The 13,661-nt window shown below is 69.8% G+C and carries 13 protein-coding genes and 1 tRNA gene; 8 read left to right on the top strand and 6 right to left on the bottom strand.

Annotated features, from left to right (window positions below; translation table 11 throughout):
* Window positions 1-15 precede the first annotated feature (15 nt).
* The 3 genes from FHX46_RS17350 to FHX46_RS17340 form a co-directional block, all read right to left on the bottom strand.
* On the bottom strand, window positions 16-792 hold the full coding sequence (locus tag FHX46_RS17350; RefSeq protein WP_167115962.1) for an SDR family oxidoreductase: 777 nt from the start codon (window positions 790-792) through the stop codon (window positions 16-18).
* 139 nt (window positions 793-931) lie between these two features.
* Window positions 932-1,558: a TetR/AcrR family transcriptional regulator gene (locus FHX46_RS17345; RefSeq protein WP_167115959.1), complete on the bottom strand. Its 627-nt coding sequence runs from the start codon at window positions 1,556-1,558 to the stop codon at window positions 932-934.
* A gap of 38 nt (window positions 1,559-1,596) precedes the next feature.
* Window positions 1,597-3,240 (bottom strand): bifunctional 3-(3-hydroxy-phenyl)propionate/3-hydroxycinnamic acid hydroxylase, encoded by a 1,644-nt coding sequence (locus FHX46_RS17340; RefSeq protein ID WP_167115956.1) that lies wholly within the window; start codon window positions 3,238-3,240, stop codon window positions 1,597-1,599.
* 223 nt (window positions 3,241-3,463) lie between these two features.
* Here FHX46_RS17340 and FHX46_RS17335 point away from each other — a divergent pair, with 223 nt between their 5' ends.
* On the top strand, window positions 3,464-4,081 hold the full coding sequence (locus FHX46_RS17335; RefSeq protein ID WP_167115952.1) for a hypothetical protein: 618 nt from the start codon (window positions 3,464-3,466) through the stop codon (window positions 4,079-4,081).
* Window positions 4,082-4,160: 79 nt separating this feature from the next.
* Here FHX46_RS17335 and FHX46_RS17330 read toward each other — a convergent pair whose 3' ends face one another.
* Entirely contained in the window at window positions 4,161-6,323 is a 2,163-nt protein-coding gene (locus FHX46_RS17330; protein ID WP_167115949.1) for an MMPL family transporter, read from the bottom strand.
* 284 nt (window positions 6,324-6,607) lie between these two features.
* Between FHX46_RS17330 and FHX46_RS17325 the strand changes: the two genes are divergently transcribed.
* The gene (locus tag FHX46_RS17325; protein WP_167115946.1) at window positions 6,608-6,757 is read left to right on the top strand and encodes a hypothetical protein; all 150 of its coding nucleotides are present in this window, start codon (window positions 6,608-6,610) and stop codon (window positions 6,755-6,757) included.
* Between the two features lie 105 nt (window positions 6,758-6,862).
* Here the strand turns inward: FHX46_RS17325 and FHX46_RS17320 are convergent.
* A tRNA-Leu gene (locus tag FHX46_RS17320) sits at window positions 6,863-6,936 on the bottom strand.
* A gap of 228 nt (window positions 6,937-7,164) precedes the next feature.
* On the opposite strand from FHX46_RS17320, the gene FHX46_RS17315 reads away from it, so the two are divergent.
* The 6 genes from FHX46_RS17315 to FHX46_RS17290 all read left to right on the top strand — a co-directional run bounded on the left by FHX46_RS17315 (window position 7,165) and on the right by FHX46_RS17290 (window position 13,078).
* On the top strand, window positions 7,165-7,782 hold the full coding sequence (locus tag FHX46_RS17315; protein WP_167115943.1) for an ANTAR domain-containing response regulator: 618 nt from the start codon (window positions 7,165-7,167) through the stop codon (window positions 7,780-7,782).
* A gap of 313 nt (window positions 7,783-8,095) precedes the next feature.
* Window positions 8,096-9,268 carry a branched-chain amino acid ABC transporter substrate-binding protein gene (locus FHX46_RS17310; protein WP_167121522.1) on the top strand — a complete coding sequence of 391 codons (1,173 nt, stop codon included), beginning with the start codon at window positions 8,096-8,098 and terminating at the stop codon, window positions 9,266-9,268.
* 88 nt (window positions 9,269-9,356) lie between these two features.
* The gene (locus tag FHX46_RS17305) at window positions 9,357-10,352 is read left to right on the top strand and encodes a branched-chain amino acid ABC transporter permease (protein ID WP_167115940.1); all 996 of its coding nucleotides are present in this window, start codon (window positions 9,357-9,359) and stop codon (window positions 10,350-10,352) included.
* Window positions 10,349-11,464 (top strand): branched-chain amino acid ABC transporter permease, encoded by a 1,116-nt coding sequence (locus FHX46_RS17300; protein ID WP_167115938.1) that lies wholly within the window; start codon window positions 10,349-10,351, stop codon window positions 11,462-11,464. Before FHX46_RS17305 ends, FHX46_RS17300 begins: the two co-directional genes overlap by 4 nt.
* A complete protein-coding gene (locus tag FHX46_RS17295; RefSeq protein WP_167115936.1) occupies window positions 11,461-12,378 on the top strand; it encodes an ABC transporter ATP-binding protein in 918 nt (305 codons plus the stop codon). The genes FHX46_RS17300 and FHX46_RS17295 overlap by 4 nt, the downstream gene beginning before the upstream one ends.
* The gene (locus FHX46_RS17290) at window positions 12,365-13,078 is read left to right on the top strand and encodes an ABC transporter ATP-binding protein (protein WP_167115932.1); all 714 of its coding nucleotides are present in this window, start codon (window positions 12,365-12,367) and stop codon (window positions 13,076-13,078) included. The genes FHX46_RS17295 and FHX46_RS17290 overlap by 14 nt, the downstream gene beginning before the upstream one ends.
* A 61-nt stretch (window positions 13,079-13,139) precedes the next feature.
* Here FHX46_RS17290 and FHX46_RS17285 read toward each other — a convergent pair whose 3' ends face one another.
* A complete protein-coding gene (locus FHX46_RS17285; protein WP_167096874.1) occupies window positions 13,140-13,583 on the bottom strand; it encodes a PaaI family thioesterase in 444 nt (147 codons plus the stop codon).
* Window positions 13,584-13,661: the final 78 nt, after the last annotated feature.

Genomic DNA, 13,661 nt, shown 5'->3' with positions numbered 1-13,661 from the left:
GGGCGGGCCGGCCGCCTACTGCGACACGGGTTCACCGCGGTGGACCTGGAAGGGGGCGAAGCTCTGCGCGGCGGGCATCAGCTCGATGGTGTTGATGTTGACGTGGGCTGGCTGTGACGTCGCCCAGTGCACGGATTCGGCGATGTCCCCGGGCCGCAGCGGCTGCCAGCCCGCGTACACCGCGTCGGCCTTGGCCCGGTCGCCGCCGAACCGCACGGCCGAGAACTCGGTGCCGCCGACCATGCCCGGCTCGATGCACGTGACCCGCACACCGGTGCCGTGCAGGTCGCTGCGGAGGTTGAGGCTGAGCTGGCGGACGAACGCCTTCGTGGCGCCGTAGACGTTGGCGCCGGGATAGGGGTAGGTGCCGGCGACCGGCCCGAGGTTGATCACGTGCCCTCGGTTGCGCGTGACCATGCCGGGCAGCACGGCGCGCGTGCAGTGCAGGAGCCCCTTGCAGTTGGTGTCCAGCATCTGCTCCCAGTCGTCCACATCGGACCGGTCTGCGGCCTCGAGTCCCTTGGCCAGCCCGGCGTTGTTGACCAGGACGTCGATCTCGCCGAACTCCGCGGGCAGGCCCGTCACGGCGTGCTCGACCGCCGCCCGGTCGCGCACGTCGAGCTCGAGGGGCAGGACGCGGGAGCCGAGTTCGGCGGCGAGGCCGGCGAGCTTGTCGCTCCGGCGGGCAGCGGCGATCACCCGGGCCCCGTCCGTCGCGAACCGGCGCGCGATCGCGGCACCGAACCCACTGCTCGCGCCCGTGACGAACACCGTTTTCCCCTGCGCGGACATGACCCTCCCGATCTGCTGCTTCCACTGTGGCCTGTCCACGCTAGGCCGGGGGCAATGCCCGGTGCAATGAAAACTTTGCTCTCGGTGCAATCCGGGTCACCGGACTGTCCGGAAGGGACCGCGACAGGCGCGTCCACGGTCAGGCGCCCGGCAGGACACCCAGTTGCCGGGCGAGGCCGAACACGGCCGTGGCGTGCAGTTCGAACAGCTGGATCAGGTCGACGCTGTCGCCACCGATTTCGCGCGCGATGAACAGACCGTCGGCGCCGGCGATCGCGTACGTGGTGAGCAGTTGCACGGTGTTCTCGTCGGCTCCGTCGGCGATCTCGCGCACCAGATCGGCGAAACGGCGGTGAGCGGTGTCGCGGGAGCGGAGGAACACCGTGCGGGCACTGGGTTCCCGGGGACGCCGTTCGAGGGTGAGCATGAGCCCCAGCCGGAGGAATTCCGGCGCTCCCAGGAGGGCCGTCGCCACCGCGCGGGCCAGCTCGATCACCCGTTCCCGTGGGGCGCCCGGTTCCGGGAAGTCGATCGCGGACAGCCAGGTGGCGAAGCTGCGTTCGATGACCGCCGCGATCAGCTCGTCCTTGTCCTTGAAGTGCCAGTAGATCGAGCTGGCCGGCAGTCCGCACTCAGCGCTGACCAGGGCGATGCTGGTGCCGTCGTAGCCGCGGTCGCCGGCCACCGCGACGGCCGCGTCGAGGATCCGGCGGCGGGACTCCTCGCCGTCGGCCCGGGTCCGCCGGGCCGCTCGCCTGTCGGTCATGGCCCTACGGTATCGACCGGCGCGTCGCCGGGATGCCGTCACCGCGGTAGGGCGCGGTGTCCTCCCGCTCGCGCAGCGAGCCGGCAGCCGTCAGGGCTGCCCCGCTCGGGTCGTGTTGTCGCTGGCTCGGGCGGTACCCGGGTGGCCGGCCGGAGTCCGTCTGGGGGAGTGGGCAGGGGCCTGCCGGGCGCGGCCGCCGCGTAGACGACGCTGTCGGGCCGCAGCACGAGCACGCCGCCGTCATGGCGGGCCATCCAGGTGGTCAGTTCACCGCCGGTGTCCACGACGGCGCCCGCGCGGGGGGTGGAGCCGGCGGGCAGCACCTCGATGGAGGCGAGTCCGGGCCACCCTGCGGCCCCGGGAGCGGAACCTCGGTGCAGCAGTGCCCAGCGTCCGGCGGTGACGTCGTCGAGGGGGGTCTGCGTTCCGGTGCCGTCGAGCACCGTCGGCTGGGGGACCGTGCGGCCGACTGCCCCGTGCCGCGCGGTGGTGAGGAATCCGTCCCGATGACGCCAGGGCGGCACCCACAAGAGGTCGTGCAGCCGCCGCCGCATCGGGGACGCCTCAACCGCGCGGAACACGATGTCGCGGATCCTGGTGACGGCGCGGCGGCGTTCGGTGATGATGCGCCCGGCGAGCACCGCGCGCCGGGCCACCGCCCGCACATGGGGCTGGCGCTCGGTCTCGTAGGTGTCCAGAACGGACTCGGGCAGGGTGCCGGACAGGACGCCGATGAGCTTCCAGCACAAGTTCCCCGCGTCGCGCACCCCGGCGGCCATGCCCTGACCGATCCACGGCGGCATCACGTGCGCGGCGTCCCCGGCGAGGAAGATCCGGCCGGCCCGCCACCGCGAGGCGAAGCGGACGTGGTGGTTGTAGACGACCGAACGCAGGACCTCCACCTCGTCGCGGGTGCGGCCTTGCCGGTTCAGCAACCGCCACACCGCGTCCCCGGTGACGAGTTCCGTCTCGTCCTCGCCCGGCAGCACCGGGAACTCCCAGCGGTGGTGGCCCAGGGGAGTGGGGCAGTCGACGGCGGGGCGGCCGGGGTCGCAGTGGAACCGCAGCCGGTCGTGGCCCGGCCACGGCTTGAGCATCCTGGTGTCGACGACCAGCCAGCGGTCCTCGGCGGTGCGGCCGTCGAACCCGATGCCGAGCTGGCCGCGAGTCGGGCTGGACCCACCGTCCGCGGCGATGACGTACGACGCGGTGATCCGCGTGATCTCATCGGTGCGCAGGTCGACGAGCATGAGCTCGACCCCGTCCTCCCGCGGGAAGACCCGAACGCATTCGTGCGCCAGCCGCAGCTCCACGTTCGGGTACCGCCGCGCGCCTTCGCGCAGCACCCGCTCCAGGGCCGGCTGGTAGATGAACATCTGCGGCGGGTGGCCGTGTCCCCGCGAGGGGAGTTCCGCGCTGATGAAGGCCCGGCCGTCGCGGTCGACGAAGTCGATCGGGCGTTCCGCCAGCATGTCCTGCTTGAGCCGGTCCGCCAGCCCGGCGCGCTGCCAGATCCGGACGACCTCCTCGTCGGTGGAGATCGCGCGTGCCCGGGAGTACACCTGCGCGTCCCGCTCGATGACGGCGACCGAGATCCCGCCGGCCCCGAGCAGGTTGGCCGCGGTGACCCCGGTCGGCCCGTAACCGATCACGGCCACGTCGTAGTGCTGGTACTCGGTCACGACGCCGGGCCTCCGGGAAATACCTGTAGTGAACGCTCCAGTTGTTACCGGTCGCTACCGTAGGGTGCGGTGACAGCCGGGTCAATGCCGGGTGGAGCCGGGGCGACGAGGAGAGCAGCCGCTGGATGGGTCGCGTGCCACGGAGCGCGGGGGCGAACAGGGGGCCGGTCCGGACCGGAAAGCTCGGCAAAGACGCTTTCGGAGAGCTGGGGATTCACCTTTGATGTGTTCGGAGATCGACAGAATCGGGCACGGTGGCATTCGGTCCGCGCTTGAATGGTGGGAATCGGGTGGTCGGCTGGCTGCGGATAAGGGCGAGAACCATTGGTCGGGCCTGGTGCAGTCGGTGCTCACGGAGTTCGGGGCGGAGCTGAACCGGTCTCTTTCCGCTGATCGGCGATTCCTGGCGGACGTCGAGCTGGACTGGTACCTCCGTAATGTGGACGGGATCCTCGCTTACACGGAAGCGCACCGGCTCGCCGATCCTTTCGAGGTGCTCGTCAGGCGAGTCGCATTGTCTGGGACGCTCGGCAGCTTCGGCATCGTGTTGGCGCCTGAGTCGCCGTTCGGCGCGGACCGGCTGTTCCGGCTGATCTCGGCGGAGATCACCGACGAACGTATCGCCGAGGCGAAGCGTCTGGGGCCGGTGTGGCGGAAGTTGGATCGCGCCGCGATGGCCCGGTTGATGCGGCTGAAGCATCTTCTCGCCCTGGCCGCCATGGTGCAGCCGCGGCTGACACATCAGAGCGACGTGGACAGAGTGGACAGCTGGCGTTCGGTGTACGAATTGCTGCCAGTAGCCGGGAGTAAGAACGTGATGCCGGACCATCGATCGCGCTGACTCGGGTGAGTGTCGGAGTGTCCGACTGCACACAAGATCCTGCCCGACGTGGCCGTGCAGGCGGTGGCCCGCGATCCCGTCAACGGTGTTCGGGTTCCGGTTCGAGGTGCGGCAGTGCGCGGTCGAGCCAGTCCGGCAGCCACCAGCTCGTCTTGCCGAGCAGGAACATCGCAGCCGGGACGATGAGCAGCCGGATCAGGGTGGCGTCGATCAGCACGCTCACGCCGAGACCGAGGGCGAGGATCTTGATGACGACGCTGGGCGCGGCGAGGAACGCGAAGAAGACGCAGATCATGATCAGGGCGGCCGAGCTGATCACCCGCGCGGTCACCGCCAGTCCGTCGGCGACCCCGGTGTGCGTGTTCCGTGCCCGCAGCCAGGCTTCGTGGACGCGCGACAGGAGGAACACCTCGTAGTCCATCGACAGCCCGAACACGATCGCGAACATGATCATGGGCACGTACGACTCGATGGGCACCGGCTCGTGCACCCCGAACAGCGACGCGCCCCAGCCCCACTGGAACACCGCGACGATGACGCCGTAGGACGCGGCGATCGACAGCAGGTTCAGGACCGCGGCCTTGAGCGCGAGGACGGGGCTGCGGAAGGACAGCAGCAGCAACACGAACGCGGCGGCCACGACCACGCCGATGATCAGCGGGAGCTTCGCCGCCACGATGTCGCGGAAGTCGAGCTGGCCCGCCGTCTGACCGGTGACGTAAGCGGTCGAGCCGTCCAGGACCGGGGGCAGGGTACGGGTCCGGATCGTCTCCAGCAGCTCGTCGGTGGCGGCGTCCTGCGGTCCGGTCGCCGGGGTGACCGTGGACAGCAGGACCGCGCCGTCCGGGCTCGTCGTCAGCGGGGTGGCGGAGGCGACGCCGGGGGTGGCGGCGAGCGCCTGCTGCACCGAGGCGGCGAGCGTGCCGCCCGGCGCGGTGGCGCTGGGCACGACGACCACGGTGAACTGACCGTTCACGCCGGGGCCGAACCCCGTGCTGATCGCGTCGTAGGCCTGCCGGGTGGTGCTGCCCGGCGGGTCCGCGCCCTGGTCGATGTGCCCGAGTTCCATCGAGAACGCCGGGATCGCCAGTACCGCCGCGACCAGGACGCCGCCGCTCAGGTACCGCCACGGGTGCCGGTCGATCCGCACGGCGTACCGGTGCCAGGCGCTCTCCGACCCGTCGGCGGACTGCTCGGCGACCGGGCGGCGCACGTGCCAGCGGTCGATCCGCCGTCCGGCCAGGCCCAGCAAGGCGGGGACGAGTGTCGTGGCCGCGGCCGCGGCCACGACCACTGTGATGGCCGCGGCGAGCCCGAGTTTGCCGATGAACGAGACGCCGACGGTGAACAGGCCCATCAGCGCGATCACCACGGTGGTCGCGGCGATGAGCACCGACCGGCCGCTGGTCGCGACCGTGCGGCCGGCCGCGTCGACCGGATCGGCGCCGTCGAGGAGGTGCTGGCGGAACCGGGTGGTCAGGAACAACGCGTAGTCGATGCCGACGCCGAGGCCGATCATGATCGCCAGGGTGGGAGAGGCCGTCGCGAACGTGATCGCACTCGCCAGCAGCCCGAGCAGGCCCAGTCCGGTGACGACGCCCATGATCGAGGTGATCACCGGCAGCCCGGCGGCCAGGACGCTGCCGAACGCGACCAGCAGCAGGACGAGCGCCACGACGATACCGACCGCCTCCGACCTGAGATCGCCCTTCTCCGGCTCGGCCGCTTCGCCCAGGGTGCCGCTGTAGTCGACGGCGACCCCGGCGGCTCTCGCCGGGTCGGTGGCGGCGTCGATGCCGTCGACGAGATCGGGGCCCAGGTTCGCGGGCTTGTCGTCGAACTGGATGTTGGCGATGGCCGTGCGGCCGTCGGGCGAGACGGTGGCGAGCGGATCGGACACCGAGCGGACGTGCGGCACCGCGCGGACCCCCGCCGCGGCCTGCTCGACGACCGCGCTCTGGCTACTCAGGGCTCCGCCGGTGGTGAAGACGAGGCGCGCGCTGGTCGAACCGCCGGTGACGCCGTGCTCGGCCAGTACCGCGCTGCCCTGGCCGGACTCGGAACCGGGCAGGGTGAAGTCGTCGCTGAAGGTGCCGCCGGCCAGCTGGTCGGCGACCGTCACGGCGGCGAGCACCGCGAGCCACACGAGGACGACCGGCCACGGGTGAGCCGCGCAGCGACGCCCGGTGCGTTCCAGCGCTCCGGCACGGGTTCTCCCGGCTTTGCCGACCTGTTCTGCCATGCGCGCCCTCCCGGCGCTCAGTGTCAGCTCGTTTCCGCGGGGCGCCGTAGGGCCGAAGGTCCTGGTGCCGGGGAGTGGGTGAGCCGCGGTGTGAGGGGGCCATCGGCGCTTCCCGGGATCCCGCGAAGCGACGCGGACCCGGTCGTGAAAACCGATGAGCTGATCGAGAAGGTGAACGCTTCCCGAGTTCCTCGATGAAGAACCAAGGGGGAGACGATGAACGCCACTCCCACGGCATCCCGCGTCCGGACTCCTTGCGGTGATCACCGGCAGCCGTGGCCAGGATGACGGAGATCAGCGCGGACAAGCGCGAGGGGCACCCGCCGACCGCGTACATGCGGGAAGATCCGATCATGGCGGAGGTCAGGGAAGCGCCCCGCAGCGCATCGAGCGTGCTCTCGGAGTCGACGACGTGGACCGCGCCTGGACCGTGAACACCTGGTGAGGGCTGGACAGGCACGGACACAGCCGGACGACGCAAGATCGGCCCCTCACCCTGTTCGCGCAGGTGAGGGGCCGATCAGCACAGCTTGGGGGAGTGCCCCCGGTGAGATTCGAACTCACACTGGACGGGTTTTGAATCCGTTGCCTCTGCCAGTTGGGCTACGGGGGCGGCGCAGGCAGACTTTACGCGCCCCGCCCGCCCCGGCGGGCACCGGGGGTAGCCGTGCGTGACGACCGCTCACGCGCGGGCGGGGCAATGCGACACGCCGTCGCCCGACGTGGTGAACACCATGCTCGCCACGTGGTCTGCGCCATCCCTGCACTGGATCGTTCCGGGTAGGCTCGTCCTGCGGATGTACCGCAATTCCCATTCCGTCGAGCACGCAGGAGGACCCCGGTGACCGAGGAGGCTACCGAGGCCAGCGGTGTCGCCACCGCTCCGCAGCGTCGGGTGCTCGTCGCCGAAGACGAAGCACTGATCCGGCTTGACCTCGTCGAGATGTTGCGCGAAGAGGGATACCAGGTGGTCGGCGAGGCGGGCGACGGCGAAGAGGCCATCAAGCTGGCTGCCGAGCTCAAGCCCGACCTGGTGATCCTGGACGTCAAGATGCCGAAGCTGGACGGCATCGAGGCGGCGTCGCAGATCACCACCGACCGGATCGCGCCCGTGGTCATTCTGACCGCGTTCAGCCAGCGCGAACTGGTGGAGCGGGCCCGTGACGCGGGCACCATGGCGTATCTGGTGAAGCCGTTCAACAAGCGGGACCTGGTGCCCGCGATCGAGTTGGCTGTGAGCCGGTTCTCGGAGATGCAGGCGCTGGAGGCCGAGGTCGCCACCCTGTCCGACCGGCTCGAGACCCGCAAGGTCATTGACCGGGCCAAGGGCCTGCTGATGACCCACCAGGGCCTGACCGAGCCGGACGCGTTCCGGTGGATCCAGCGCACGGCCATGGACCGGCGCACCACGATGAAGGCCGTCGCCGAGGCGGTCGTGGACAGCATCGGTCAGAAGTAACCCCACGCAGTCGCGTGGGCGGACACTCGTTCCACCACCACTCCATCGAGTAGTCGAAGAGGCTACTTCTGTGGGCGCAGGTTACTGAGTGTGCACACCCGGTTGGTGCTTGCAGCAATCGGGTGTAGCTCGTAACTAAATTGTAGTGACGCCCGTCACGATGTGGAAACAAGACAGCGCAGACCGCTGTGCACGTCCGCATCCGGCGGTTACGTTCAGCGCCCAATAGGTCCCCACCTGGGACGGCCGCAGTGTCGCGGCCGTCTGGACTTTGGAGGAACGAGTGGCAGGAGCACGACTCACGCGAGTTCTCGTGCTGGCGGCGGCAGCGACGCTGACGCTGGGTGCATGCGCGGCGCGTGACCAGGGAAGTTCGTCGGGCAACACCACCGGCTCGGCGGCGGCGCCTTCCCAGGCGTCCAACGCGGCCAACCCGCGTGGTGACGGCAAGGCGGTCTGCTCGGGGGTCTCGATCGCGTACGCGGGCACCATCAACGGCGCGAGCGCAGCGCTCGGCCAGAACATCCTGCGCGGCGCGGACCTGGCCGTGAAGCAGCACAACGAGGCCAACCCCAACTGCCAGGTGACGCTGAAGCAGTTCGAGACGGAGGGCAAGCCGGACAAGGCGCCCGGTGTGGTCACCCAGGTCATCAACGAGCCGGACATCCTCGGCGTGGTCGGCCTGCCGTTCTCCGGTGAGTCCAAGGCCGCGGGCAACCTGTTCAACCAGGCCGGCCTGGTGACCATCAGCCCGTCGGCGACCAACCCGGCCCTGGCCCAGAACGGCTGGAAGACCTTCTTCCGCGGCATGGGCAACGACTCGGTCCAGGGCCCGGCGGCGGCGAAGTTCCTCACCGACACGCTCAAGGCCAACAAGGTCTGCGTCGTCCAGGACGACTCCGAGTACGGCACGGGCCTGGCGAGCCAGCTCATCCAGACGCTCGGCTCCAAGGCGTCCTGCACGGACAAGGTGAAGACCGGTCAGACCGACTTCTCCGCCGTGGTCAACAAGATCTCGACCGAGAACCCGGACGCCGTCTTCTACGCCGGCTACTACCCGGAGGCCGGTCCGTTCGCCCAGCAGCTCAACGACAAGGGCGTCGCCGCCAAGTTCGTCGGGCCCGACGGTGTGAAGGACCCGGAGTTCCTCAAGGGCGCGGGCGGCGGCGCGGCGAAGGCCTACTTCACCTGCCCGTGCGTGCCGGAGGACAACTTCAAGGACTTCACCGCCGCGTTCAAGCAGGTCGAGGGCGCTGACCCGGGCACGTATTCGCCCGAGGGCTACGACGTCACCACCATTCTGCTCAAGGGCATCGACAGCGGCATCAAGGACCGCGCCGGCCTGCTCAACTTCGTCAAGAACTACGACGGCCAGGGCCTGACCAAGAAGTTCAAGTGGAACGACAAGGGCGAGCTGTCCGACACGCCGGTCTGGAGCTACCGCGTGGAGAACGGAAAGATCGTCAACAACGGCCAGATCAGCTGATCACTGACCCATCGGGCATGCGTGCGGCCAATCGCCGCACGCATGCCCGATCCGTACCCGGGAATAGAGTGAGTCCTTGTACCCCGCGATGACCCCATTCCTCGCGCAGACCGGTAGCTGGATCAGCTTCGATGTCCACGGTCTGGCGCAACAGTTCTGGAACAACACCGTCGACGGTCTGGCGCTGGGCGGCATCTACGCGCTCGTGGCGCTGGGCTACACGCTGGTCTACGGCGTGCTGAAACTCATCAACTTCGCCCATTCCGAGGTGTTCGTCGTCGGCGCGTTCGCGACCTGGCTGACGTTCTACGCCCTCGGATTCCGCTCCGGCACCACCCCGGTGCTCTCGGTCGCCGAGATCATCCTGTTCCTCGCCGTCGCGTGCCTGGCGGCGATGGCGGCCTCCGGCGGCACGGCCGTGCTGCTGGAACGCGTGGCCTACCGCCCGCTGCGCAAGCGCAACGCCCCGCGCCTGGTCTTCCTGATCACGGCGATCGGCGCGTCCTTCGCCATCCAGCAGGGGCTGCGCCTGGTGTTCGGCCTGAACCAGCAGCCGCAGATCCGGCTCCTGCAACCGGAAACGTTGTTCCGGGTCTTCGGCGCCTCGGTGACCAACATCCACGTGATCCTGTTCGTGGCCGCCATCCTGCTGTGGTTCGTGGCCGACTACTTCGTCAACCGCACCCGCCTCGGCCGCGGGATCCGTGCGGTGGCGCAGGATCCGGACACCGCGACGCTGATGGGCGTGAACAAGGAACGGGTCATCGTGATCACGTTCCTCGTCGGCGGCCTGCTGGCCGGTGCCGCCGCGCTGTTCTACATGATGCGGATCCCGCAGGGCGCCATCTACAACGGTGGTTTCCTGCTCGGCATCAAGGCGTTCACCGCCGCGGTGCTGGGCGGCATCGGCAACCTGCGCGGCGCGCTGCTCGGCGGGTTCGTCCTCGGCCTGGTCGAGAACTACGGGCAGTCGCTGTTCGGTGGCGAATGGAAGGACATCGTCGCGTTCGTGGTGCTGATCGTCGTGCTGATGTTCCGGCCGACCGGCATCCTCGGCGAGTCCCTCGGGAAGGCACGGGTATGACGACGCAGACCGTGAGCGCGCCCCGGGCGGGGCGGCGCTCGATCCGCGAGCGGTGGAACAACCTGTCCCGGCCGGTGCAGTGGGCGATCCTCGTCCCGCTGGTGGTGCTGATCTACTTCCTGCCGGTGCTCAACCCGCCGTTGATCGCGACGACCGGCACGGACTTCCCGAACGCGATGTTCGACGTCGCCCGCTACGCGCTCGTCGCCATCGGCCTCAACGTCGTGGTCGGCCAGGCGGGTCTGCTCGACCTGGGCTACGTCGGCTTCTTCGCCGTCGGTGCGTACGTGGCCGCGCTGTTCACCAGCCCGAACTCCAGCCTGCACCACCTGCCCTACCTGTGGACGCTGCCGCTGGCGATGGTCATCACGATGATCTTCGGCATCGTGCTCGGCACGCCGACGCTGCGGCTGCGCGGCGACTACCTGGCGATCGTCACGCTCGGATTCGGCGAGATCATCCGGCTGGTCGCGGACAACGTCGGCCCGCTGCGCGGGCAGTCCGGTTTCCAGGGCGTCGGCACCAGCGCCGCGGGCGTGCCGTTCTTCGCCAACGCCACCCAGTGGTACTGGCTGACGATCACGATCATCATCGCGGTCCTGCTCCTGGTCGGGAACCTGGAACGCAGCCGCGTGGGCCGCGCCTGGGTGTCCATCCGGGAGGACGAGGACGTCGCCGAGATCATGGGCGTCCCGGTGTTCAAGTTCAAGATCTGGGCGTTCGTCATCGGCGCCGCGATCGGTGGCCTGTCCGGCGCGCTCTACGCCGGCAAGCTCGGGTTCGTCAACAACCAGTCCTTCGACGTGATCACCTCGATGCTGTTCCTGGCCGCGGTCGTGCTCGGCGGTGCCGGCAACAAGGTGGGCGTCCTGCTCGGCGCGATCGTGGTGGCCTACCTGCCGCTGCGCTTCGTCCAGCTCGCCGACTACAACTACCTGATCTTCGGCATCGCGCTGATCATCCTGATGATCTTCCGGCCGCAGGGCCTGCTCGGCGCGCGGCAGCGGCTGCTGGCCCGGGGCCGCCAGGCGTACCACCGCCTGCTGGGCCGCGGCGAGCAGATCAGCGGGGACAGCGCGCTCGCCGCCGACACGCAGGGAGGTCGCCGATGAGCCACCCCACGGAGAACACGCCGGTCGACGGCGGGCTCGTGGCCGAGGTCGCCCGGATGAGCCCGGAGGAGCTCGCCGAGCACGAGGCCGAGGTCGCCGACACCGTCGCCATCGACCGGACCATCCGGGTCGGCGTCGGCGAGACCCTGATGGAGCTGCGGGACGTCACCCTCAAGTTCGGCGGCCTGACCGCGCTGGACTCGGTCTCGTTCGGCATCCGCCGCGGCGAGATCCTCGGCCTGATCGGGCCCAACGGCGCCGGCAAGACCACCTGCTTCAACGCGATGACCGGGGTCTACCGGCCCACGTCGGGGCAGGTGCTGCTGGAGGACGAGCCGCTGGGCAAGGCGTCCCGGCACGACATCACCCGCCGCGGCATCGCCCGCACCTTCCAGAACATCCGCCTGTTCGGCGAGATGACCGCGCTGGAGAACGTGGTGGTGGGCACCGACGCCCGGCACCACACCAGCGTGCTCGGTGCACTGCTGCGGTTGCCGCGGCACCACCGGGAGGAACAGACCGCGGTGGAGCGGGCGATGGCGCTGCTGGAGTTCGTCGGCATCGCCGACCGGGCCGCGGACAAGGCGAAGAACCTGCCCTACGGCTACCAGCGCCGCCTGGAGATCGCGCGGGCGATGGCCACCGAGCCGAAGCTGCTGTGCCTCGACGAGCCGGCCGCCGGGTTCAACCCGGCGGAGAAGGAAGAGCTCATGGAGCTCATCCGCAAGATCCGCGACGACGGCTTCACCGTGCTGCTGATCGAGCACGACATGAAGCTCGTGATGGGCGTGACCGACCGGATCGTCGTTCTGGAGTTCGGCAAGAAGATCGCGGAAGGACTGCCGGCCGAGATCCGGGAGAACCCCGCGGTGATCGCCGCCTACCTGGGAGTGCCCGACGATGACGTTGCTTGAGCTGGACGGCGTGTCCGTCCACTACGGACGGATCCAGGCGGTCGCGGAGCTGTCGCTGACCGTCGAGGAGGGCGAGATCGTCGCCCTGATCGGCGCCAACGGCGCCGGCAAGAGCACCACCATGCGCGCCATCTCCGGGATCCGCCCGCTGTCGGCGGGCCGCATCTCCTTCGCCGACGAGGACATCACCAAGCTGCGGGCCGACCTGCGGGTGGTCCGCGGCATCTCGCAGGTGCCCGAGGGACGCGGCGTGTTCCCGGGCATGACGGTCGCGGAGAACCTGGACATGGGCGCCTACGCCCGCAAGGACCGCAAGAGCCTGCAACCCGACCTGGACCGCGTGTTCGACCTGTTCCCGCGGTTGGCGGAGCGGCGCAACCAGGCCGGCGGCACGCTCTCCGGCGGTGAGCAGCAGATGCTGGCGATGGGACGGGCGTTGATGGCCAAACCGCGGCTGCTGCTGCTGGACGAGCCGTCGATGGGGCTGGCCCCGCAGTTCATCCAGCAGATCTTCCGGATCATCACCGAGATCAACAAGCAGGGCACCACGGTACTGCTGGTGGAGCAGAACGCGCAGCAGGCGCTCTCCCGCGCCCACCGCGCGTACGTGCTGGAGACCGGCCGGATCACCAAGACCGGCACCGGCCCGGAGCTGCTGGCCGACACCGCGATCAAGGAGGCGTACCTGGGCGTCGCCTGATCGGGTGGACCCGCGAACGGGCCCCGGTGCCGCGGCGCCGGGGCCCGTCCCGTGCCGAGGGTCAGCGGCTGCCCGGCGCCCGGTCGCGCACCAGGCAGCTCAGGCGCGCGGTGCAGGTGCGGCGGCCCTGCTCGTCGGTCAGCACGATCTCGGTGGTGATGGTGCCCCGGCCCACGTGCACCGGCTTCGCCACGCCGGTGACCAGGCCGTCGCGGGCCGCGCGGTGGTGGGTGCAGGACAGCTCGAACCCGAGCGTGGCCTTGTCCGGACCGGCGTTGAGCGCGGCCACCGTGGAGCCCAGCGCCTCGGCCAGCACGGCGTTGGCGCCGCCGTGCAGCAGGCCGTAGGGCTGCAGGTTGCCGGCCACCGGCATCGTGCCGACCACCTGTTCGGCCGTGACCTCGACGAGTTCGATGCCCAGCTTGTCGTTGAGCTGCTGTTCCGCGACCCGCGGGTCGATGCCCGCGAGCTGTTCGCGGAGGGCTTCGGACAGGTTCTCGGTCAATGCGGCAACTCCTCGGTGAGATGACAGCGGACAGGGGCGACCGCTCGCGCGGTTCTGTCGGTGACCCACCCTAGACTC

Origin of the sequence: Amycolatopsis viridis (assembly GCF_011758765.1) — a bacterium.
GTDB classification, from domain to species: domain Bacteria; phylum Actinomycetota; class Actinomycetes; order Mycobacteriales; family Pseudonocardiaceae; genus Amycolatopsis_E; species Amycolatopsis_E viridis.
Note: the sequence above shows the minus strand (reverse complement) of the source record. Positions and strands in the feature narration are given on the sequence as shown.